This window comes from Humibacter sp., assembly GCF_035547335.1.
Lineage (GTDB): Bacteria > Actinomycetota > Actinomycetes > Actinomycetales > Microbacteriaceae > Humibacter.
The window spans coordinates 80,303-101,354 of record NZ_DASZVF010000051.1 but is presented as its reverse complement, the minus strand read 5'-3'; the positions used below and the strand labels follow the sequence as shown (position 1 = coordinate 101,354).

The window sequence follows — 21,052 nt, the reverse complement described above, 5'->3', positions numbered from 1 at the left end:
CGGCGGCGCCCTCGGCGTCTGGGAACCGGTCGCGCAACGGCTGGAGCGACGGGGAGTGGATGCCGTCGCCGTGGACTTCGCGCCGGCACCGCAGAGAGGCCTCCATGATTACGTCGCCTCCGGTGTAGCCGCGGCGGAGGGAGCCGACCGCGTCGTGATCGGCGCGCTATCGCTCGGAGGAATCGCCGCCGCGATGCTCGCTGCGCGGCTCGACACGATGCGGGTGATCCTGGTCAATGCGATGGTCCCTCAGCCCGGCGAGACGGCGGGCGAGTGGTGGGATCACGTGGGTTTCTCCGAAGCGCTGAGGGAAGAACGACCTGGCATCCGGTCGCGACCCCGATGCGCCATTCGATGTGGCCGAGCACTTCTGGAACGGTCTCGACGACGCGTCGGTCTCGGCGCTGGAGACGGAGCAGGCGGCCGATGGCAATCTCGCGTTCGAGCAGCCGTGCGACTTCGACGCCTGGGCGGCGCCCGTCGACGTCTACTCCGGAGACGACGATCGCTTCTTCCCGCCCGAGTTCCAGCGCGGGGTCGCGATGGAGCGTCTCGGGGTCGTGCCCGTTCTCGTGCCAGGCGGTCATGTCGTCACGGTCAGCCAGGCCGACTACTTCGCCGACGTCTTCGAGCGCGCCGTCGCCGCGGCGGTGGACCCGGATCTCGGAGTGAGAACGTGATCGTCGCGGTGCCGACGCGCTCAACCAGCGGCACCCCGATGAGAGAGGGCACGTCATGCTGATCCGCCACCGTGACCGGGAACCGGCCGTCGACGGCGATGCCTACATCGCGCCGTCCGCCGTGCTCGTGGGCGACGTGCGCGTCGCCGCGGGCGCACGCATCCTGCACGGAGCCGTGCTGACCGCAGAGGACGGCACGGTGTCGGTCGGGCCGGACAGCGTCGTCATGGAGCATGCGCTGGTGCGTGGGCGCGGCGGGCATCCGGCCGTCATCGGCTCAGCCGTGCTGGTCGGCCCGCACGCGCATGTGAACGGGAGCGTCATCGCCGACGAGGTCTTCATCGCGACAGGCGCGTCGCTCTTTCCGGGCAGCAGGATCGGCAGGCGCGCGGAGGTGCGGATCAACGGCGTCGTCCAGGTCAACACCGTGCTCGCGGAAGGCGCGCTGGTTCCCATCGGATGGGTAGCGGTCGGCGATCCCGCGAGCATCCTGCCGCCCGAGCGACACGATGAGATCTGGGCCATCCAGCGAGAGCTCGACTTCGGCGGAACGGTGTACGGCGTGGGCCGGGAGGTGTCGATGCGCGAGCTGATGCGCCGCCAGTCGGACTATTACGGCGCCCATCGGGACGACGAGATCACGAGTCCGTAAGCAAACGATGCGGCGCTCAGGGTGCGGACCGCATGCTGAGCGCTTCGATCGGGTCGATCGGCGCTCGGCCGAGAAGCCGTTCCAGCTCATCCCGCGACGTGCTCGCCCAACCCGGCCGGAACGCCGCGTAGAGATCGAGAAGACCGTCGGTGACCTCCGGCGAGACGCATTGGTGCGACACGCGCGGGACCTCAGTCTGCGGTGGGGATCAGGCAGGTAGGCGACCCGGTGGCGACCGTCGTGTCGAGCACGGGCATCCCGTCGTTCAGGCGGAAGACGGCGATGTCCTCGCTCAGCTGGTTGGCGACGTAGAGCCGGTCGCGGAGTTGCAGGTGGTGACGCGGCCAGTTGCCGCCGCACGCCACGCTGGCCACAGGATGCATGCGGGCGCCGTCATCCGTCACCTCGAGCACGCCTACCACATTGGCTCCCCGCACCGTCACGTGCACATGGCGATCGCCGTCGAACGAGATGTGCGCCCCCGCGTTGCCGTTGCGCTCGTGCGGGTTGATGGCCGGCACGACGGATGCCACCGCGAGCGTCACCGGGTCGAGCACGGCCACTTCGATCGAGTGCTCGGTCACGACGTACACGTGGCCGCTCGGGTGCAGCGCCAGGTGCCGGGGTCCGCTGCCGAACGGCAGCACGGTCTCCGCGAGAGGCTCGAGCGACGACCCCTCGACACGCCAGACGCGAACGGTGTCGTGACCGAGGTCGGTGGTCAGGACACGTCCGTCGGGGAGGAACAGGGAGGAGTGCGCCCGGCTCTGCCGACTCTCCTCCGCGATGTCCGCATAGGGGTCGACGGATGCCACGGCCTCCACGCGTCCCACGATCGCCCCACCCGCGTCCAGCTGGTAGAGGATCACGCGCCCGTCACCCCAGCACGTCGCGACGGCGTGGGCGCCATCGCGAGCGACGGCGACATGACACACGGCCTCACCGGCAGGGTGGGCGTCCCCGAGCGGCTCGAGGTCGCCGCCGTCGGTCACCCGGAACGCGCGGATGCGCCCCGCGAACTCCTCGACCGCGTACACGACGGAAAGCCTGGGATGCGTTGCCACGAACGACGGTGAATCGGCGGCGGCCGCCGTGCCGATGCCGGTGATCGCGCCATCGTCGACCGTCACGCGCGCGATCCCGCGTCCGTGCCCGCCGGAATCCGCCGTGTAGGTGCCGAGCCAGAGCGAGGAGATCATGTCACCAGTCTGACGGGTGCCGGCTCGATGGCTGCCGGCGGTGGGCCCGTGTGGCGCTAGCTGTTGTTCCTCGGCAGGTTGTGTGCCTTTGGCGATGCGGCGAGCGCCGGCCTCGTCTTCGGACAGGCTGCGCCCGTGCGGCTGGCGCTGCTCGAAATGATCCGTGAGCCTGCTCAGCACCTGGAAGTTCTCCTCTTCACTGAGGATCTCGGGCGTGCCGTAGAGGTGCGCTGTCACGTGGTTCCAGGTCGGAACGAGGTCGCCGGGGGAGTACCAGCTGGAGGAGACGTAGTCGTGCGGCCCCTGGATGATCACGAGCACCTCGTGCTGTCCGAGCTCGTGCAGCTCGTCGTCGGGGCGGCCGAAGTGGCTGACGATCGTGATGGCGTCGGCATCCTCCTCCAGCAGGACCGGGTAGTGGGATGCCACGAGACCGTTCGCCGTCGCCGACACGAACGTGGCCCACGGCTTGGCGCGGATCAGCCGCTTGACCTCGTCCGGATCCGTCATGAGGTAGTGGGGCGTGTGGCGCATGGCGCATCCTTTCCGTCCGAAACACGGGCCGCTCGTGAGCCGTGCGGTGCCGGCTAGGCGCTCGGAGCGCGCAGCACGCAGAACTCGTTGCCTTCAGGATCGTCGAGCACGACCCACGACTGCTCCCCCTGACCGATGTCGACCCGGCGGGCGCCGAGCGCGAGAAGGCGTGCGACTTCGGCGTCCTGGTCGTCCGACGTGAAGTCGAGATGCAGCCGGCTCTTTCCCGTCTTCGGCTCGTCCAGGCGCACGAAGTCCACTCCCGGCCTCGTGTCCGGGTCCGGACGAATCTCGAACTCGTCGTCGTCGGCGTAGACGACGACCCAACCGAGCGCGTCCGCCCACCATCGGCCGAGGGCGGCCGGGTCGGCGCAGTGCACGATCACCTGTTCCCATCGCAAGGCCATGCGACAAGCCTAGGGACGGCAGCTCCTACTCCTCGACGGCCGAGCGGAGCATCCGCAGACCCTGCAGCGTGGTCTGGTGGACGATGGCGCTCGGGTCGCCGCCGAACTGGAATCTGCGCACGTCGTGCCGGTCGTGGTGATGCACGGCGATGAAGACGGTACCGACCGTGGCATCCTCGGAGGGCTCGGGGCCGCCCTCCCCGGTGACGGCCAACGCGATGTCGGCGCTCGTCAGCTCGGCCACACCCGCTGCCATCTGTTCGGCGCACCTCGCGGTGACGACCGGACCCCGGTCGACGCCGAGCACGTCGAACTTCACCTGGGTCGAGTACGCCACGACCCCTCCCCTGAACCACTGGGATGCCGCCTCCGCAGCGCCGAGGTGGCTCGCGATGGCCCCACTGGTCAGCGACTCCGCGCAGGCGATCGTCAAGCCCCTGGTCTGTGCGACGCGCGCGATGGCGGTCGCCTCCGTCGTGCAGTCGTCATTCAGCTCACCTGGACCGGACATGCTTCGGTTCTAGCTCTCGCTGTCCGGGGTCGGCAGGCCTTGACCGGTGACTCTCCATCCATCGCGGTCACCTGTCGCCCGTTGGCCGCCGCGCCGCATCGCTGCCGCTCGGTGCCGTCCGCCCCCGCGTCGCCGCCGGTCGGTGCCGCTCGGTACCGTCGCCCGCGCGTCGCCGCCGGTCGGTGCCGTCACCGGCCGGCCGTCAGCGGCTGCGGCCGTCATCCACCCCGGCCGTCATCCGCATCGTCGAACCGGAGGCCGCCCGAGGACCGACGTACCTGCCCCTCGGGCGGAGTCTCAGCGGCTGCTGCCCGTACTCGTCGAGAGCGTGCGCGATCCAGCCGGCCATGCGGCCGACGGCGAAGATGGCGGCGCCGGCGTCGGCCGGCATTCCCGCCGCGGTGGTCAGTGCGGCGAGCGCGAGATCGACGTTCGGATGACGTCCGGTGCGCGAGACGACCTCCCGCGTCAGCGCATCGACGGCGTCGACGACGGAGTCACCGCCGGGCATCGCCGCGACGAGCGGCAGCAGAATCGCGGCCCGCGCGTCGATCCCGGGGTAGAGCGGCTGCCCGAAGCCCGGAGCCGGGCGGGCTGTGCGGGCGACGGTGCACGCGAGGGCGGCGCGGGCATCCGTGCCATCGAGGACGAGCTGGATGAGCTCGGCCGCCGCTCCGCTCGCGTTGCCGTGCAACGCCGAGTCAAGGGCGCCGAGTCCGCTCGAGACGACGGCGTACGGGGTTGCCCGCGCCGACGCTGCGGCGCGAACCGCCATGGTGGATGCCGCCAGATCGTGATCGACGAACAGCACGAGCGCCGCGTTCATTGCCCGAAGCTGCGCAGCAGAGGCCGGACGGCCGGCGAGCGCCTGCCACAGCGCCGCGGCAATCGTCTGCGGCGTAGCGACGGCCCTCTGCTCCGCTGGGGCCCCGCCGCCGGGGATGCCGGCCATGCCCGAGGCTTCGACCACCCCTGCGATGAGCCGCTCGGCGGCCGCCCGAACCGTCGCCGGCTGCAGGTCGTGACGCGTGGGATCCGACGCACCGAGCACCGGTATGGCCACCTGCAGCCGGTCGAGCGCTGTCGCCGAAGGTGGCAGGGCCGCAACGGCGGCACGAGCGGACGCGACGGCATCCGCATCCGCCCGGAGCTCGTCGTCGGAGACCGCCGGCGCACCCCACAGCCATCGCGCGACGGACTCGAAACTCGCACCGAGCGCCAGCTCGGAGGCGGGGACGCCTCTGAAGTAGAGCTCGCCGTCTTCGATGAGCGCGATATCGGTGTCGAGCACCATGAGCGGTGAGCCGGATGCCGTCCCGATAGGTGAAGCGACGCTGCGACGACGCGAACTCGCGAACGCCTCCACCTCCAGCGGGTCGAACGTCGATCCGAGAGCGCCCCGCTCGCGCGAGAGCAAGCCCCGGGAGACGTAGGCGTAGAGCGTCTGCTGCCGCACCCCGAGCCGGGCCGCGGCCTGGGATGCGCTGAGCCGCGGCAGAGGTTCGGTCATGCTCGCCATCATATTGACTGAATCAACATTGACGCACGCGTGATCAAGTTGCAGCCTGAGTAGCGGAGAGGAGACGAGCGATGACTGCCATCACTGACGCCCCGCGCGGGCTTGCCGGGCTCGTCGTCGCCGAGACGTCCATCGGTGATGTGCTCGGCAGCGAGGGCCGCTACCACTACAGGGGGTACGACGCGGTCGAGCTCGCCAGCGGCGCCGACTTCGAGAAGGCGTGGCACCTGCTCGTGCTGGGCACGCTGCCCGACGCGGATGCCGCCGACCGGTTCCGCGAGCGCATAGCCCGGCTGCGAGTGCTGCCGGCATCCGTCCTGGAGTTCCTCACACACGCTCCGCCCGTGGATCCGCTGCGCGGGCTACAGACCACGCTGCCGGTTCTCGCCGCAGCGCGGGGAGCGCGACCGCTGTACGACCTCGACGAGGCCGCGCGTGTCGAGGAGGCACTGGCCGTCGCGGCGGCGGCTCCCGGCATCCTGGCTTGGTTCCGCCACCAGAGCGCTATCGCTCCGAAGCCCAGCGGACGAGGTGTCGTCGCGGATTACCTGCTGGCGGTGACCGGTCACGAGCCGGACGACCGCGCGGTGCACGCACTCAGCGCGTACCTCATCGCCACACTCGACCACGGTTTCAACGCCTCGACGTTCACGGCGAGGGTGATCGCGTCGACGGGAGCCGACATGGGCTCCTGCGTCGCGGGCGGCATCGGCGCGCTGTCCGGCCCGCTGCACGGCGGCGCCCCGAGCCGGGCGCTGGATACCCTCGATGCGGTCGCGGCCGCCGGGCATGCTGCGAGCCGGGCGTCCATCGAGCGGTATGTGCGCGGCGAGCTCGCATCCGGCCGGCGTCTGATGGGCTTCGGTCACGCCGTGTACCGCACGGCCGATCCACGGGCCAGGCTGCTGCGGCGGATCGCGGAGGAGTTCGGCGGCCCGAGGGTCGAGCTCGCCCTCGAGTACGAAGCCGTGGCGGAGCGCCTGCTGGCCGAGTACAAGCCCGGACGCGACCTGCACACGAACGTGGAGTTCTACGCGGCAGTGGTGATGGAGCAGTGCGGCATCCCGCGCGAGATGTTCACGCCCACGTTCGCGATGGCACGCATCGTCGGATGGACGGCGCACGTGCTCGAGCAGGCGCGCGATCCGAAGATCATCCGTCCGTCGTCGCGGTACGTCGGGTGAGGGCTCAGGACAGCCAGCGGTACAGGTGGTTGCCTCCGGCCGTGAAACCGCTGCCGATCGCAAGGATTGCTGTGCCACCGCCGAGGTAGGCGATCTCCAGGTGGCTGCCGTGGTCTTGCACCGAGACGTAGATGAGCACGAAGGCGACGAGCGACACGAGAGCGCTCGCTCCGCTGATCCACCACAGCGCTCGCAACGAGCGAGCCGGTCGCGAGGCCTTCGGCACGCCCCACCCGACGAGGGCCGCACCGCCCAGGCATGCGCACGTGCCGACCAGCATGTAGGCGGCGACGACGTCGCTGGGCCGGTGCCATTGGCTGATCACGGCAAGGATGCCGGTGAGCACGGCGAACGCGCCGCCCAGCACCGCGGCGAGCGGCCGCCAGCGCGGCGTGGAGACGACGAACACGGCGAACGCCGCCGCTGCCGCGACGGTGGCGTGACCGGAGGGGAACGAGTTGTTGAAGGCATCCGTCGCCCCGGTCTTCGGGCGGCTGAGAAACACGTACTTCGAGAGTTCGGCGAGCCCGAGTGCCACGGCCGGCACGATGATCGCGACAAGGGTGTGCCGGGGACGTCGTCCCAGCCCGCCGATGAGCAGCGTGAGCACGGCGCCGCCGCCGATCGCGAGGTAGGCGACGTTGCCGAGGAACGCCCCGGAGAGCCGCACGATGAGGGTGTGCTGGTCGGCCGCGCCGATGAAGGCGCGTTCGTCGACGATCTGTCCCGCGTAGGTGCGCACGAAGAAGAGGTAGGTGCCCACGAAGGCGGCGACGAGCACGGCGGCCGCCACCAGGAACGGCCAGACGCGCAGTCTTGCTCTCACGGGCGCCCCGGATAGAGTCAGGCGGCGAGCAGGTCGTGACGCACGACGATCGCGTCCCGAGCCGGACCCACGCCGATCGCCGAGAACCGAGCGCCGCTCATCCGCTCGAGCGCCAGCACGTACTGCTGCGCGTTCTCGGGGAGGTCCTCGAATGTTCGCGCCCCTTGGATGTCTTCGCTCCAGCCCGGAAACTCCTCGTAGATGGGCACGGCGTGGTGGAAGTCCGTCTGCGACGACGGCACCTCGTCGTGTCGGACGCCGTCGACGTCGTACGCAACGCACACCGGGATGCGCTCCAGCCCGGTGAGCGTGTCGAGCTTGGTGAGCACGAAGTCCGTCACTCCGTTGATGCGCGTGGCATATCTCGCGATCGGTGCGTCGTACCAGCCGGTACGGCGCGGACGGCCCGTGGTAGTGCCGAACTCGGCGCCGCGCTGACGCAGCCATTCGCCCATGTCGTCGTCGAGCTCGGTCGGGAACGGACCGGCGCCGACACGTGTGGTGTACGCCTTGACGATCGCGATGACGCGCTCGATGCGATTCGGCCCGACCCCGGAGCCCGTCGCGGCGCCGCCGGCCGTCGATGACGAGGACGTGACGAACGGGTACGTGCCGTGGTCGACATCCAGCATCGTGGCCTGGCCGGCCTCGAACAGCACCTGCTTGCCCTCGTCGAGCGCTCGGTTCAGGAGCAGAGACGTGTCGGCGACCATCGGACGCACGCGCTCGGCGTACGACAGCAGGTCTTCGACGACCTCGTCGACGGTGATGGCTCGCCGGTTGTACACCTTCACGAGCAGGTGGTTCTTCTGGTCGAGCGCGCCCTCCACCTTCTGGCGCAGGATGCCCTCGTCGAAGAGGTCCTGGATGCGGATGCCGACCCTGTTGATCTTGTCCGCGTACGTCGGTCCGATGCCGCGTCCGGTGGTGCCGATCTGGCGCTTGCCGAGGAAGCGCTCGGTCACCTTGTCCATGGTGCGGTGGTACTGCGTGATGACGTGGGCGTTCGAGGAGATGACGAGACGCGAGACATCCACGCCGCGTGCGACCAGGCCGTCGAGCTCCTCGCAGAGCACTTCGAGGTCGACCACGACGCCGTTGCCGATGACCGGTGTGACGCCTTCGGTGAGGATGCCGGAGGGCAGCAGGTGCAGCGCGTACTTCTCGTCGCCGATCACCACGGTGTGGCCGGCGTTGTTGCCGCCGTTGAACTTGACGACGTAGTCGATGCGGCCGCCCAGCAGATCGGTGGCTTTGCCTTTACCCTCGTCGCCCCATTGGGCGCCGACGATGACTGTTGCGGGCATTTTCCGTTCCCCTCCGGACTGCGCCCGGTCGAGGCACCATGTCCACTTGATTCTATCGGAGGCCCTGCGACGACCCTGAGGGTCCGCGGCCGTGCCCGGGCCGAGCGTGACCTCACAGCGGCGGCGCTCGATCTCATGGGTTGCGACGAAGCGGCGCTTGGGCGTCGGCTTCGCCTCAGCCTTCGGCTTCGCCTTCGACCCGCGCGATGCGGCGGCGACGGCTGCGACTGCGGTTCCTCCTCCGACTGGGGTTCCTCCTCCGGCTGCGACTGCGACTGCGACTGCGGCGGCTGCGACTGCGGCTCCTCCTCCGGCTGCGGCTACGGCTACGGCTACAGACTCGGCGGCCGCCCGCGGCTCCGCTCACGCGACCAGGTCGTATCGAGCCCGGCCGCCGAGCCGGGGCGTACGCGATGCGTCAAGCCAAGCCGGCGGAATGAACCAGACCTTCGCGGAGGTGCGCAATCGTCCGCGATTCGGACCGCCTCCCGCGGCGTTCCCTGGTGGACGGCCTTCTTCCCGGTCGTTCTCGGTCCCGAGCTTCCGGTCGCCGTCTCGGCGATGGTCATGGCGCTGGTCGTTGTCGCGAGTCCCTTTGTCGCGAGTGTCTTTGTCCGGCGAGTCTTTGTCCGGCCCGTTCTCGATCCGGATCTCCCACCCATCGTCGTGTATCCGATAGTGACAGCTCGTGCAGAGCAGAACGCCGTTGTCGACGTCGGTCGGACCGGCATCCCTCGACCACCACAGCACGTGATGCGCAGCTGTGAACGACGGCGGCGCTCCGCAGAATGCGCATCCGCCGTCACGTTCGGCCAGCGCCAGCTTCTGGGCCGGCGTGAACAGCCTCTTCGCACGTCCCCAGTCGAGGATCTCGCTGTCTCCCCCGAGCACGCACGGGATGATCTGGGCGTCGGCCGCCATGCGCCGCACTGTGGAGGCGGAGACGGGCTGCGACATTCCATCGACTGTGCCGAAACCGGTGCCTGCCTGCAGATCGGCGAGATCCATCCGCACCACGACGGTTGTGCTCGGCGCGACGGGGACACGCTCACATCCGAGCCCGTGACGGCACAATTCCGTCAACGCATCCGCGCGCATCTGCCGGATGCTGCGATCATCCGCTTCGACGACACTCGTGCCGTCATCGCGACGTCGGAGCATGCCCGAAACGAGACCCTCGACCGCTGCGACGATCGGGGCGCCGGACTCCGGATCGAATCGGCCGGAGACCGCTATCGCTCCGGACGCCTCGTGATGGATCGTCAGGCCCCGCTCGGCGTGCAGCTCGGTTTCTCGCGGCACGATGCCTCCGGGATCGAGCGTTGCTTCACCACGGTTGATCAACGCGTGCAGCTGATGGGGCGCCAGCCCCGGTGCCATCCGCACAAGCCGCGCTTCCATCTCATCGAGCGCCTCCGCATCAGCCCGCGGCGCCACCCTGTCGAGCATGCCGACGATCGCCGACGCGGCTAGCGTGCCGATCGAACCATCGTTGACGGCCGTCGCCACGTGCGGATGCCGTGCCGGTGCAGTCTGGCCCGTGAGCAGCGTGCGGGGAGCGGTAGCCTCGCCGACAGTCACCAGCCGTATCGCCTCTCCGACGCTGGTGCCGGTGGTCGTGGAGATCATTCTCCCTGCGCTGCCGAAGCCATGTCTTTTCGCCAGCGAGTTTCTCCCGAGCTCCGGCCGCGATTGGCGCGCAATCTCGGCAGCAACCGGAAGGAGGGCGGCATCCACGGCCTTTCGCAGGGCCCCGAGCGACCCATTCAACGCAACCAGTTCACCGGGAGCCAGTCCCGCCGGCGGGCGCTCGCCCGATACGGAGCGCGCAGCATCGAGCGCTGCTTGGACCGCATCGAGAAGATCTTTCATGCCTCGATTCTATTGAACGGGAGAGGGAAATACTAGAATATGTGTTCGATTTCTGGATAACTCACAACGCACTCGACTGGGGAGGAGATGAGGACAATTGATTGTGATCTGTTGTTGAATTCGTAGCTATGTTCGATAGACTCAATGCATGAGCCAGGATCCTCGACGCCCCCAACGGCTTATGCAGCGCGGTGGGCCCGGTCGACGTACTCCACGCCACGGTCGACGCGCCCACGCTACGGGCCGACGTACCCGGCGCGCCATGCGCCGACGAGTCCAGCGCAGCGGGTCGACGTACCCAGCGCCACGGGCCGACGAACGCAGCGCAACGGGCCGGCGTACCCAGCGCCACGGTCGACGTACCCAGCACGCCATGCGCGGACGAATCCAGCGAGCAGGTCGACGTGCCCAGCGCCACGGGCCGACGTATCCAGCGCTACAGTCCACGAACCTCGCTCGCTATGCGCGGACATACCCGCCGCAACCGGTCGACGTACCCAACTCAACCGGTCGACGTACCCAGCGCAACGGCTCGGCCCACCCACCGCAACGGCTCGACGTACCCAGCGCCGCGCGCCGACGTACCCCGCGCCACGGCTCGGCGTACCCCCGCAACGCGCCGACGTACCCAGCGCAACAAGCCGTCGTACCCGGCGCCACAGATCGCCCCACACGGCAGCCCGATCGAGACCCAGCACCGACGAGCGACCGACCCGGGACCGCGATCCACGCACCACCCCACAACGCGCAGTCGCCGCCTCGCCTGGGGGGTGGCGAGACGGCGACTGGTGCGTCCGGTCGGACCGGAGCGAGGCCGCGGGAGCCGTCGGGTACAACTCCCGGAGCCGGCACCGCACGCCGTCGGGTACAACGTGCGGTGCCTCGGAAAGGGGCGACAGCAGCCGCCCCACGCAGATCACGTCGTACGACGCAGGCGACTTTCGGGGTCCGGTTCCAGGCATCTAGCCGCCGACCGGCTTACGGGCATGGCGCCCCGCCGGCCTGCGTGCAGGCGCGAGAAAAGGGATCGGGTAAGCGGCATTGCGGGTTCTCCGTGAAGCGGTGCTGCGCGACGACGGCGAGACGAGTCGTCTCGCGCATCCGAAGATGCGTCGTCACTCAGCGTTCGGGTTGTTTCGGTGGTCGGGTACCACCACACGAAGAAGAGCCTGCGGAACGGGAATCATGACGCGGAAACGACGAAATGCCCCGAAAGGGGGTGCTGGGAAACAGAAAGGGGGTGCCTGGAGACAGAAGGGGGGTGCCGGGAGCCCGAAAGGGGGTGCTGGGAGACAGAAACGGGGTGCTGGGAGACAGCAACGGGGTGCCGGGAGACACCCGGGCGGCCGGCGGCCGCTAGTCCTCGCCGCGGATGACGATCGACTCGGTCGGCGGGGCCGGGTTCTGCACCGGAATGGGCGCGGTGTGAGCGGCTTCGATCTCGACGGCCGCCGTCGGATCGGCGCTGTTCAAGAGCTCGGAGAGGCGAGCAGTCTCGTCGGTCTCGTGAAGGGCATCCGCGGCCCGCCTCAACGCGTAGATGGCCCGAAGCACGCCGCGGTTCGGCTCGTGGGACCACGGGACGGTCGTTGAGCCGTCCCAGCCTGCCGCGTCCAGCGCTTCCATGGCCCGGTCGTAGGCGACGCGGGCGTAGGCGTACGAGTCCAGAGGAGCCTCGGCGTCGAAGGTGGCATCCGCGAGCTTCGCCCAGGCCAGACTGGAGCGCGGATACCGCGCCACGACGAGCTTGAGCACGTCGGGTTCGCCGCCGGCATCGAGCAGCTCGACGACCACGTCGCGTTCTGCGGCGAGACGGATCGCTGGCTCTTCTTCCGGCCGTTCAGCCGGGGCATCGGCGGTCATAGCGCCCATGCTAGTCAGGCCACCCTGGGTCGCAGCCGGTGCCACTCGCGAATCTCCGGACGCGGAGTCCGGCACCCCGCAAATGGGGGAGATGCCCCGTTTGTCCCCCGGTCACAGAATGAGTTCCATGGCCACCGCGCGGGCAGCCATCCGAACACCCGACCAACGTCTCCGCGTGTTCGTGAGCTCGACGCTCCGCGAGTTGGAGCCCGAGCGCAAAGCCGCGCGCGCCGCCATCGAGCGCCTGCGGCTCGCTCCCGTCATGTTCGAGCTGGGCGCGAGGCCGCATCCGCCGCGTTCGCTGTACCGGGCGTACCTGGACCAGAGCGACGTCTTCATCGGCCTCTACTGGGAACGGTATGGCTGGGTCGCGCCAGGGGAGGAGGTGTCCGGCCTCGAGGACGAATACAACCTCGCCGACCCCGAGATGCCGCGGCTGATCTACATCAAGTCGTCGCAGAAGCGCGACGACCGGCTCCGCGAGCTGCTCGATCGCATCCGTGCAGACGACAACGCCGCGTACGTCTCGTTCGATTCCGACGAGGAGCTTGCCGAGCTCATCACCGCCGACCTGTCGACCCTTCTCGCGGAGCGGTTCGACGAGAGCCGACAACGGCACAGGGCGGCGGACGCGGGCGACGAAACGGATGCCTCGCGCGTCCCGCCTGCAGCGGCATCCGCCCCGCTCGATGCGGCGCGTCCCATTCCGCCGACCCCTTCCCCGCTCATCGGCCGCGATCGCGAGGCGTCGGAGGTCGTCTCGCTTCTGCGGCAGGGAAACGACCGCATCGTCACCCTCGTGGGGCCCGGCGGCGTCGGCAAGAGCCGGCTCGCACTCGAGGTGCTCGAGCGTGCGCGGCACGACTTCGCAGACGGCGCCGTGTTCGTTCCGCTCGAGAACGTGCTCGAGCCCAATCTGCTGTTGCCGACGATCGCGTACGCGCTCGGCGTGCGCGACACGGGGGAAGTGTCGATCGAGGAACGTCTCGCCATCGTGCTCGCCGGCAAGCGCATGCTGCTTGTGCTCGACAACTTCGAGCAGATCATCGACGCCGGCGCGACACTCGTTCGGCTGTATTCCATCGCGCCCTCCACCTCGTTCCTGGTGACGAGCCGCACGGTGCTGCGCGTGCGCGGCGAGCGCGTCTACGAGCTGCCCGGACTCAGCGTGGCGGATGAGACCATCGAGGCGACCGTGGAGTCGGTGCGGGCGAGCGAAGCCGTTCAGCTGTTCGCGGCGCGGGCATCTGCCGTGCGTCCCGACTTCGCGCTCGACGAGGCGAACGCCGACACCGTGGCTCGTATCTGCGCCACCCTGCAAGGTCTGCCTCTCGCCATCGAACTCGCAGCAGCGCGGATGCGCGTGCTCACCCCGCACAGCATGCTGGAGCGCCTGGACAGGCAGCTGCCCCTGCTGGTGGGCGCACCGCGCGACGCCCCGGAGCGGCAGCGCACGCTGCGCAGCACCATCGAGTGGAGCACCAACCTGCTCGGCGACCGCGACCGGGCTCTGCTCTTCGATCTCTCGGTGTTCTCGCTGCAGTTCACGCTCGACGCCGTCGAAGCCCTCGGTGCAGGCCGGGCCTGGGAAGGCGCGGCACTCGAGGGACTCGACGCCCTCATCGACAGCTCACTGGTTCGGCAGCACGAGTCGGACGGCTATCCGTCGTACTCGATGCTCGCCACCGTGCGGGAGTTCGCGCTGGAGAAGCTGCACGAGTCGGGCGACGAGCAAGCGATGCGCTCGGCGCACGCCATCCACTACCTCGAACTCGCGCGCAAGCTCGGGCCGGCGCTCAAGGGTGCGAGACAGGTCGAGGCGCTCACCAGGCTGGAGCGCGAGCGGTCCAATCTGCGCTCGGCCGTGCGGCACCTCGTCTACACCGGCCGGTACGACGAGGCGACGGACTTCGCCTGGAACCTGCTCGTGTTCTGGTGGATCGGCGGGTTCTTCGGCGAGGTGCGCGTGTGGATGCAGGAGATCCTCGATTCCGCGACGGAGCTGTCACCGAGGGCATCCGCCATCGCCAGGTTCTACGTGCTCTGGATGTGCATGTGGCAGTCGGCGGACTCCGACGTGGTCGCGGGTTTCGAAGACGTACGGAAGGCGTTCGAAGCGGACGGCGACGAGGACAGCACGGCCGTCGTGCTGGGCTGCACGGCGATGACGCGCGCGCAGATCGAGGGCGCGGACCGCGACCTGGCGAGATCCGAGCTGGCGAGGGCCATCGACCTCTTTCAGCGCAACGGCGACGGATGGGGCGAAGCCGTCGCCTGGGTCACCGTCGGTCGCCTCGACATGCTCGACGGCGACAACGACGCTGCGCTGGAGCATTATCGCAGGGGCGCGGAGGTGTCGCAGCGCATGCAGGACGCGTTCGCCATCACCATCACCGAACACCATGTGGCGCGGCTTCTGCTGTTCCAGAACCGAGTCGAGGAGGCCGAGCCCGCGTTCGCCGATGCCGCGTACGTCTCCGCGACGCTCGGCCACCTGGAGGGCGCCGCTTACGGCATCGAGGGACTCTGCGCCATCGCGGCGCTGCGCGGACAAGCGGAGCGCGCCGGTGTGCTCGCGGGTGCGGCCCAGGAGATGCGCAAGAAGTCGGGCATGTACGACGCCGCAGCGTTCGTCTATCACGACGCCTACCTCGAACCCCTGCGCAAGGCCTTTCCCGAGCTCATGCACGCGGCCGAGGAGCGCGGCCGCCGCACACCGCCTGCCGAGGTGATGCGGCTGGCGCTGCCGCCCGACAAGCAGGAGGCGGCCTCGGCGGGGTTCAGCCGCAAGTGACGGCATCCTGAGCATCTCCTCACTAACGTGCACATCGCTGTGCAAGTTAGTAGACTGGATGTATGCCCACCGACCTCGACGAATCCCAGCGTTCGCGCGCCCCGCGCAAAGACGCGGCCGAGAACCGGGCAGCGCTGCTCGACGCCGCCGTGCGCGTGCTCAACGACGACGTCGACGCCTCTCTCGAGGCCATCGCGGCAGAGGCCGGCCTCAGCCGCCGTGCCGTGTACGGGCACTTCGCCACGCGAGACGACCTCGTCCGCGAGGTGCTCGCGCAAGGGTCGGAGCGTGTCGGGGCATCCATTCTCGACATCGCGAACGAGGATGCCCGCATCGAGATCGCCCTGTACGGCGCGACCCTGTGGCGCGAGGTGCAGCACGCCAGCGTGACGGCCGAGTTCGCCGTGCGCGGCCCGCACATGGACCTCGTTGCCCGAGCGCTCGAGCCGGCGCGGGCGAAGCTACGAGAGACGGTGCGCCGCGGCGTTCGCGACGGCGTGCTGCGGCGCGACATCCGGCCGGATCAGCTCGCTCGGCTGATCGAACGCGTCGCCGTCGACGTGCTCACCGAGGCCACCCACGACGGCTTGGATGCGCGCACCGGGCACACGCTCGTCATGGTCACGGCGCTCAGCGTGGCCGGCCTGGCCTGGCACGAAGCAGACGAGCTCGTGGCGAGCACTCCGGAGCTCGCGTTCGGCGCCGAGCCCGACCGCGCGACCACGACCGCGCGTGCTCCCGAGACGGGACTCTCGACACGATCCGAGCAGGAAGCGGCATCCGACCGTGCACCCCATACCCAAGGCGAAGACGTGAGCCAAGCTGAGTCCGAAAGGGGACGCGCGTGAGGATCGCACTCAACGCCGTCTCGAAACGGCCAGCACTCGACAGGGTGACGCTCGCCTACGCCACCGGAGAGGCCGTGCTCGCCCGCGCGGAGACGGAGCAGCGGCCCACGGTGCTGGGTCTGCTCGCATCCGGCCGGATGAGACCGAGTTCCGGCACCGTGACCATCGACGGCGAACCTGACGCGTCGGCGCTGCGCAACGCCGTCGCCCTCGTGGATGCGCCCGATGTCAGCGACCCTGCGCCGAATGTCACCGTCGCCAGCGTCGCCGCGGAAGAGCTCATGTTCGCGGGCAGGCCCTCGGGCGGCCGCGCGGTCGGGGATGCGCTGGCCGAGCTGGGGATGGCCGAGCGAGCTCGCGACGCGATCGGGCAGGTGCCGCCGACCGTGCGCATCCGGTTGCTCGTCGAGCTCGCGCTGTTGCGTGATGGCGTTCGTGGCATCGTGCTCACCTCGCCGGATCGTCACGGCGGGGATCCGAACGCGTGGTGGCGGATCGCGCTGGATGTCGCATCCCGGGGCTATGCGGTGCTCGTCATCGCCGGCGATGCCTCAGCCGCGGCGATCGCGGCCAGCTCACTGGTCGAGCGGCTCGGCACGCCGTGGGCCGAGCAGGCGCCGGACGACGACCCGACCAGGGACGACTCGGATGCCGTGCCGCTCGCCGAGTCGTCGTATGCCGGCGTGCCCGATGTGATCAGCCAGCCGGTACCCGGCGCCCCTACCATGCCCGGCGGTGCGGTGACGCCCGGCGACCCGACCGCGCCCGGCGGTGCGGTGGCGCGCAGCGCCTCGACCGCGCCTAACGGAGCCGTGACGCGCGGCGACCCGGCCGCGCGTGACGGTGCGGCACCGGAGGACGGCGACTCGTCGGCCGCACAGAACGATTCCCCCGATGCTCACGCGGAAACGAGTGATGAATGAAGGTCCCCCAGATGATCGCGGCCGAACTGCGCCGCCTGACGGCCAGCCGCATGGCGACGATCGCACTGCTCGCGCTGATGTGCGTTCCCGTCATCTACGGCGCGCTGTACCTCTGGGCGAACCAGAACCCGTACGCGAAGCTCGGCCAGATCCCCGCCGCCATCGTCGTCGCGGACACCGGGACCACCGTCGACGGGGCATCCGTCGACTATGGGGAGAAGGTGGCCGATCGGCTGATCGACGACGGCTCCTTCGACTGGCACCGCGTGTCTGCTGCCACCGCGGTCAAAGGTCTGGGCTCGCAGCGCTACGACTTCGCGATCACCCTGCCTGCTGACTTCTCGCGACAGCTCACGAGTGCCTCGACGCCGGATCCGCAGAAGGCCACCGTCACGCTGACCACGAACGACACGAACAGCTACCTGGCGTCCACGATCGGCCAGCAGGCCGCCGAGACCATCAAGGCATCCATCGTGCAGGAGGTGAACCGAGAGGCGGCGAACCGGTTCCTGCTCGCGCTGTCGGACATCCGCTCGAACCTGTCGTCGGCAGCGGATGCCGCGGGTCGGCTTGCCGACGGCGCGAACACCGCGCACGACGGGGCCGCGACCCTCGCCGACGGCACCGCGCGGCTGGCGACCGGCTCGGCATCGCTGCGCGACGGGCTCGGGACCCTGGCGTCGCAGACAGCGGACCTGCCGTCGCAGACCGCGCGGCTCGCAGACGGGGCCCGGCAGGTCGCCGCCGGCAACACCACCTTGGCCGGTTACGCGGATCGTGCTGGCACGTTGTCCCAGGACGCGGCGAACGCCGTGCCCGACGTGCGCGCGCAGATCATCCAGTACATGCAGCAGCAGGGCATCCCGCAGGATGAGATCGACCGCGTCGTGGCGCAACTGGACGTGCTCGGCACCAAGGTGACCGACGGCAACCAGCAGGTGCAGACGGCCGTCGGCCAGGTGAATCAGCTGGCGGGCGGCTCGCAGCAGGTGGCGGCGGGCGCGGCGCAACTGGCGGCATCCGCTCCCGCGCTGAGCGGCGGCATCCAGCAGGCGGCGAACGGTGCGGCGCAGCTCGCGGATGGCTCGTCCCAGGCCGCAGGCGGTGCCGCGAGCCTGCGCGACGGACTCGGCGCGCTTGCGCAGGGCACCACTGCACTGAAGACCGGTCTGGATGACGGCGTGCAGCAGATCCCGCAGACGACGGCGTCGGAGCGCGCCGCACAGGCGAAGACCATCGCTGACCCGGTGCGGCTGGACACGTCGAAGGAGGCGAGCGCGGGAACGTACGGCGCCGGTCTCGCGCCGTTCTTCATGGCGCTGGCCGCGTGGATCGGCATCTATGCGCTGTTCCTCATCGTCAAGCCCGTGTCGCGAAGGGCGATCACGGCGCTGCGCTCGCCGTTCCGGATCACTCTGGCCGGCTGGCTCACGCCCGCCGTACTGGGCGTCGTGCAGATGGTGGCGCTGTACGCCATCGTCGCCGGAGCGCTGCGTTTCCACGTGGAGAACCCGGCGGCGACGTTCGGGGTCATGGCTCTGGCATCCGTCACGTTCGCGTCGATCATCCTGGCGCTGAACGTGTGGCTCGGCAGCGTCGGCCAGTTCCTCGGGCTCGTGCTCATGGTGCTTCAACTCGTGTCGGCCGGCGGAACCTTCCCGTGGCAGACCCTGCCGGGCCCTCTGGCGTGGCTCCATCACGCGCTGCCGATGTCATATGCCGTTGACGGAATACGACAGACCATGTATGGAGGAAGCGCGTCACTCGCAGGCGGTGACGCCCTGTTCCTCGTGCTCTGGCTCGTCGGGGCCCTCGCGATCACATCGGTCGGCGTCGTCCGGATGACTCACCATCGCACCCTGCGAGACCTCCAGCCCAGCCTCATAGGCTGACGCCCCGCCCATGACCTCGCCCATCCGCCGGTTGAGCCTGTCGAAACCCACCGCCGGTTGAGCCTGTCGACACCCGCCCACCGCGGCGGACTAGCGTGTGGGAATGAGATTCGACGACAGAGTGGCCGTCGTGAGCGGCGGCGCGAACGGCATCGGATGGGCGACGGCGGAGCGGCTGCTCGACGAGGGGGCGCGGGTGGCGGTTCTCGACCGCGAGCCCCACGCCGCGGCATCCCAGCTCGAGAAGCGCGCGGTCGTGGACGCCTCGACATCCGAGCGCACGGCCGTCTTCGAGTGCGATGTGACGGACCCCGCCTCCGTTGATGACGCAGTGGCAGCAGTGCTCGATCGGTTCGGACGCATCGATGTCGTGGCATCCGTCGCCGGAGGCGACAACGCGGTGGACGACGGCCTCGACGAGGAGCACTGGAACGCGATCGTCAGCCTGAACCTGCATGGGCCGGTGCGTCTCATCCGCGCCTGTCGCGAAGCGCTCATCGCCAGCAAGGGGTCGATCGTGATGGTGGGCTCGGTGAACGGCGTCGCCGCGTACGGCGAGCCGGCCTACGCGGCCGCCAAGGCCGGCCTCACGCTGCTCGCCAAGAACCTCGCGGTCGAGCTCGGGCCGGCGGGCGTGCGCATCAACGTCGTCGCACCCGGCACCGTGCGCACACGCGTGTGGGACCACCAGGGCGGTCCGGATGCCCTCTCCCCGCTGTATCCGCTCGGTCGCGTGGGTGAGCCTGCCGACATCGCGGCGGCCATCGCATTCCTCGCATCGGATGACGCATCCTGGATCACCGGCGTGACGCTCCCTGTGGATGGCGGCTCGCTCGCCGGCCCGCTCGCGACCATGAGCCGGCTGCTCCCGAACTGAGGTCCTGGGCCCGGCGCGGCACTTCACTGGCCCTCCGCCCCACAATTGCGCCACTCATTTGCAGCTGCGCCAGAAAACGTGGCGCAATCGGGAGAGACGCACAGTCGCGAGAATTGGCTCCAGCGTCACAGGGCGTGGGTATGGTGGCCGCGTGAAGGCATCCCACCAGGCGCGCGCCGATCTCCGACTGCTGCACATCAGCGATACCCATCTGTACGGCGACCGCACGCTGCACCACGGCGTCGTCGACACGACGGACACGCTCGAGCGGGTGCTGGCGAAGGCGTCCGAGATTCCAGGGATCGACGCCGTCGTGCTCTCCGGCGACCTGAGCGAAGACGGCACGGAGGCGGCGTACCGCAAGCTGCACGACCTGGTCGAGCCGTGGGCCGCCGAGCGTGGCGCGCAGACGGTGTACGCGATGGGCAACCACGATCATCCGGATGCCTTCACCGCCGTGCTCGGCCCCCGCCGCCGCGTGCACACGCTCGGCCGGCACCGCATCGTCACGCTCGACTCGTCCGTGCCTGGAGCGGCATACGGGTCCCTGGATGCCGAGCAGCTCGCCTGGCTCTCCGACGTGCTGGCCCAGCCGGTCGACCTTGGCACCGTCGTCGTCGTGCATCATCCGCCGACGGGCGCCGTCACCCCGCTCCTGCGCCTGCTGGAGCTGGACGACCCGCACGCCCTGCTCGGCGTGCTCGACGGCAGCGACGCGCGGCTGGTGCTCAGCGGCCACTACCACCACCCGCTCGTCACGCTCGAGCGGGGCATCCCCATCGTGGTGGCGCCCGGTGTGACGAACACGTCGGATGTGACCGCGCCGGAAGGGCTGGAGCGCGCCACCGTGGGCGCGGGCTTCGCGCTCGTGGACCTCGCGGCGTCCGGCGCTCCCCGGGTGTCGATCGTGTCGGCGCCGGGACCCCGCGACGGCGAGCTCGTCTTCGAACTCGACGCCGAGGGCATCAGACAGGTCGCGGAGTCGTTCGGTGCGCCCGCATAGGTCGCGAACCCGAGTGCCTTCGGAAACCCCGGATGCCATCACAAAATCGATGGCTATCCGGTCACTTCTGTAGGACCGCGGCCGAGAGACCGAGTGCGGCCTGGTTGTCATGACATCGTCGTCGACGGAAACGTCGCTGAGAAGAACGCGGAGAGGAATCC

At 69.6% G+C, this 21,052-nt stretch carries 17 protein-coding genes; 9 read left to right on the top strand and 8 right to left on the bottom strand.

Translation table 11 applies throughout. The features are described 5' to 3' along the window. Positions 1 to 356 precede the first annotated feature (356 nt). Entirely contained in the window at positions 357 to 680 is a 324-nt protein-coding gene (locus VHB92_RS11105; protein WP_325453817.1) for a hypothetical protein, read from the top strand. 55 nt (positions 681 to 735) lie between these two features. Then, complete coding sequence (locus VHB92_RS11100) at positions 736 to 1,332, top strand: gamma carbonic anhydrase family protein (protein WP_325453816.1); 597 nt, start codon at positions 736 to 738, stop codon at positions 1,330 to 1,332. 191 nt (positions 1,333 to 1,523) lie between these two features. On the opposite strand, the gene VHB92_RS11095 is transcribed toward VHB92_RS11100, so the two are convergent. From VHB92_RS11095 to VHB92_RS11080, 4 genes are all read right to left on the bottom strand, one after another. Next, the gene (locus tag VHB92_RS11095; RefSeq protein ID WP_325453815.1) at positions 1,524 to 3,065 is read right to left on the bottom strand and encodes a beta-propeller fold lactonase family protein; all 1,542 of its coding nucleotides are present in this window, start codon (positions 3,063 to 3,065) and stop codon (positions 1,524 to 1,526) included. A gap of 53 nt (positions 3,066 to 3,118) precedes the next feature. Next, the gene (locus tag VHB92_RS11090) at positions 3,119 to 3,472 is read right to left on the bottom strand and encodes a VOC family protein (protein ID WP_325453814.1); all 354 of its coding nucleotides are present in this window, start codon (positions 3,470 to 3,472) and stop codon (positions 3,119 to 3,121) included. 25 nt (positions 3,473 to 3,497) lie between these two features. Further along, positions 3,498 to 3,983 (bottom strand): CinA family protein, encoded by a 486-nt coding sequence (locus VHB92_RS11085; RefSeq protein WP_325453813.1) that lies wholly within the window; start codon positions 3,981 to 3,983, stop codon positions 3,498 to 3,500. A gap of 202 nt (positions 3,984 to 4,185) precedes the next feature. Further along, the gene (locus tag VHB92_RS11080; RefSeq protein ID WP_325453812.1) at positions 4,186 to 5,493 is read right to left on the bottom strand and encodes a citrate synthase; all 1,308 of its coding nucleotides are present in this window, start codon (positions 5,491 to 5,493) and stop codon (positions 4,186 to 4,188) included. An 80-nt stretch (positions 5,494 to 5,573) separates the two neighbouring features. On the opposite strand from VHB92_RS11080, the gene VHB92_RS11075 reads away from it, so the two are divergent. Next, the gene (locus VHB92_RS11075; protein WP_325453811.1) at positions 5,574 to 6,686 is read left to right on the top strand and encodes a citrate/2-methylcitrate synthase; all 1,113 of its coding nucleotides are present in this window, start codon (positions 5,574 to 5,576) and stop codon (positions 6,684 to 6,686) included. A gap of 4 nt (positions 6,687 to 6,690) precedes the next feature. Here VHB92_RS11075 and VHB92_RS11070 read toward each other — a convergent pair whose 3' ends face one another. The 4 genes from VHB92_RS11070 to VHB92_RS11055 all read right to left on the bottom strand — a co-directional run bounded on the left by VHB92_RS11070 (position 6,691) and on the right by VHB92_RS11055 (position 12,554). Continuing rightward, on the bottom strand, positions 6,691 to 7,512 hold the full coding sequence (locus VHB92_RS11070; protein WP_325453810.1) for a phosphatase PAP2 family protein: 822 nt from the start codon (positions 7,510 to 7,512) through the stop codon (positions 6,691 to 6,693). A gap of 17 nt (positions 7,513 to 7,529) precedes the next feature. Then, positions 7,530 to 8,819 carry an adenylosuccinate synthase gene (locus VHB92_RS11065; protein WP_325453809.1) on the bottom strand — a complete coding sequence of 430 codons (1,290 nt, stop codon included), beginning with the start codon at positions 8,817 to 8,819 and terminating at the stop codon, positions 7,530 to 7,532. Between the two features lie 363 nt (positions 8,820 to 9,182). Beyond that, positions 9,183 to 10,691 (bottom strand): HNH endonuclease, encoded by a 1,509-nt coding sequence (locus VHB92_RS11060; protein WP_325453808.1) that lies wholly within the window; start codon positions 10,689 to 10,691, stop codon positions 9,183 to 9,185. 1,356 nt (positions 10,692 to 12,047) lie between these two features. Continuing rightward, positions 12,048 to 12,554 (bottom strand): DUF3151 family protein, encoded by a 507-nt coding sequence (locus VHB92_RS11055; protein ID WP_325453807.1) that lies wholly within the window; start codon positions 12,552 to 12,554, stop codon positions 12,048 to 12,050. Between the two features lie 127 nt (positions 12,555 to 12,681). On the opposite strand from VHB92_RS11055, the gene VHB92_RS11050 reads away from it, so the two are divergent. The 6 genes from VHB92_RS11050 (at position 12,682) to VHB92_RS11025 (ending at position 20,891) form a co-directional block, all read left to right on the top strand. Continuing rightward, positions 12,682 to 15,348 carry a DUF4062 domain-containing protein gene (locus VHB92_RS11050; protein WP_325453806.1) on the top strand — a complete coding sequence of 889 codons (2,667 nt, stop codon included), beginning with the start codon at positions 12,682 to 12,684 and terminating at the stop codon, positions 15,346 to 15,348. 62 nt (positions 15,349 to 15,410) lie between these two features. After that, entirely contained in the window at positions 15,411 to 16,196 is a 786-nt protein-coding gene (locus VHB92_RS11045; RefSeq protein WP_325453805.1) for a helix-turn-helix domain-containing protein, read from the top strand. Further along, a complete protein-coding gene (locus VHB92_RS11040) occupies positions 16,193 to 17,119 on the top strand; it encodes a hypothetical protein (RefSeq protein WP_325453804.1) in 927 nt (308 codons plus the stop codon). The genes VHB92_RS11045 and VHB92_RS11040 overlap by 4 nt, the downstream gene beginning before the upstream one ends. Further along, complete coding sequence (locus tag VHB92_RS11035; protein ID WP_325453803.1) at positions 17,116 to 19,011, top strand: YhgE/Pip domain-containing protein; 1,896 nt, start codon at positions 17,116 to 17,118, stop codon at positions 19,009 to 19,011. Before VHB92_RS11040 ends, VHB92_RS11035 begins: the two co-directional genes overlap by 4 nt. A 103-nt stretch (positions 19,012 to 19,114) precedes the next feature. Next, the gene (locus tag VHB92_RS11030; protein ID WP_325453802.1) at positions 19,115 to 19,888 is read left to right on the top strand and encodes an SDR family oxidoreductase; all 774 of its coding nucleotides are present in this window, start codon (positions 19,115 to 19,117) and stop codon (positions 19,886 to 19,888) included. Positions 19,889 to 20,039: 151 nt separating this feature from the next. Further along, positions 20,040 to 20,891, top strand: a complete 852-nt coding sequence (locus VHB92_RS11025) for a metallophosphoesterase family protein (RefSeq protein WP_325453801.1) — start codon at positions 20,040 to 20,042, stop codon at positions 20,889 to 20,891. Positions 20,892 to 21,052: the final 161 nt, after the last annotated feature.

What these genes read in the sequence shown, in the direction of transcription:
- VHB92_RS11100 (WP_325453816.1), top strand. Translation starts at nt 736, where the DNA reads ATGCTGATCCGCCACCGTGACCGGGAACCGGCCGTCGACGGCGATGCC.
- VHB92_RS11055 (WP_325453807.1), bottom strand. Translation starts at nt 12,554, where the DNA reads ATGACCGCCGATGCCCCGGCTGAACGGCCGGAAGAAGAGCCAGCGATC.
- VHB92_RS11035 (WP_325453803.1), top strand. Translation starts at nt 17,116, where the DNA reads ATGAAGGTCCCCCAGATGATCGCGGCCGAACTGCGCCGCCTGACGGCC.
- VHB92_RS11050 (WP_325453806.1), top strand. Translation starts at nt 12,682, where the DNA reads ATGGCCACCGCGCGGGCAGCCATCCGAACACCCGACCAACGTCTCCGC.
- VHB92_RS11095 (WP_325453815.1), bottom strand. Translation starts at nt 3,065, where the DNA reads ATGCGCCACACGCCCCACTACCTCATGACGGATCCGGACGAGGTCAAG.
- VHB92_RS11075 (WP_325453811.1), top strand. Translation starts at nt 5,574, where the DNA reads ATGACTGCCATCACTGACGCCCCGCGCGGGCTTGCCGGGCTCGTCGTC.
- VHB92_RS11065 (WP_325453809.1), bottom strand. Translation starts at nt 8,819, where the DNA reads ATGCCCGCAACAGTCATCGTCGGCGCCCAATGGGGCGACGAGGGTAAA.
- VHB92_RS11030 (WP_325453802.1), top strand. Translation starts at nt 19,115, where the DNA reads ATGAGATTCGACGACAGAGTGGCCGTCGTGAGCGGCGGCGCGAACGGC.
- VHB92_RS11060 (WP_325453808.1), bottom strand. Translation starts at nt 10,691, where the DNA reads ATGAAAGATCTTCTCGATGCGGTCCAAGCAGCGCTCGATGCTGCGCGC.
- VHB92_RS11080 (WP_325453812.1), bottom strand. Translation starts at nt 5,493, where the DNA reads ATGACCGAACCTCTGCCGCGGCTCAGCGCATCCCAGGCCGCGGCCCGG.
- VHB92_RS11090 (WP_325453814.1), bottom strand. Translation starts at nt 3,472, where the DNA reads ATGGCCTTGCGATGGGAACAGGTGATCGTGCACTGCGCCGACCCGGCC.
- VHB92_RS11085 (WP_325453813.1), bottom strand. Translation starts at nt 3,983, where the DNA reads ATGTCCGGTCCAGGTGAGCTGAATGACGACTGCACGACGGAGGCGACC.
- VHB92_RS11045 (WP_325453805.1), top strand. Translation starts at nt 15,411, where the DNA reads ATGCCCACCGACCTCGACGAATCCCAGCGTTCGCGCGCCCCGCGCAAA.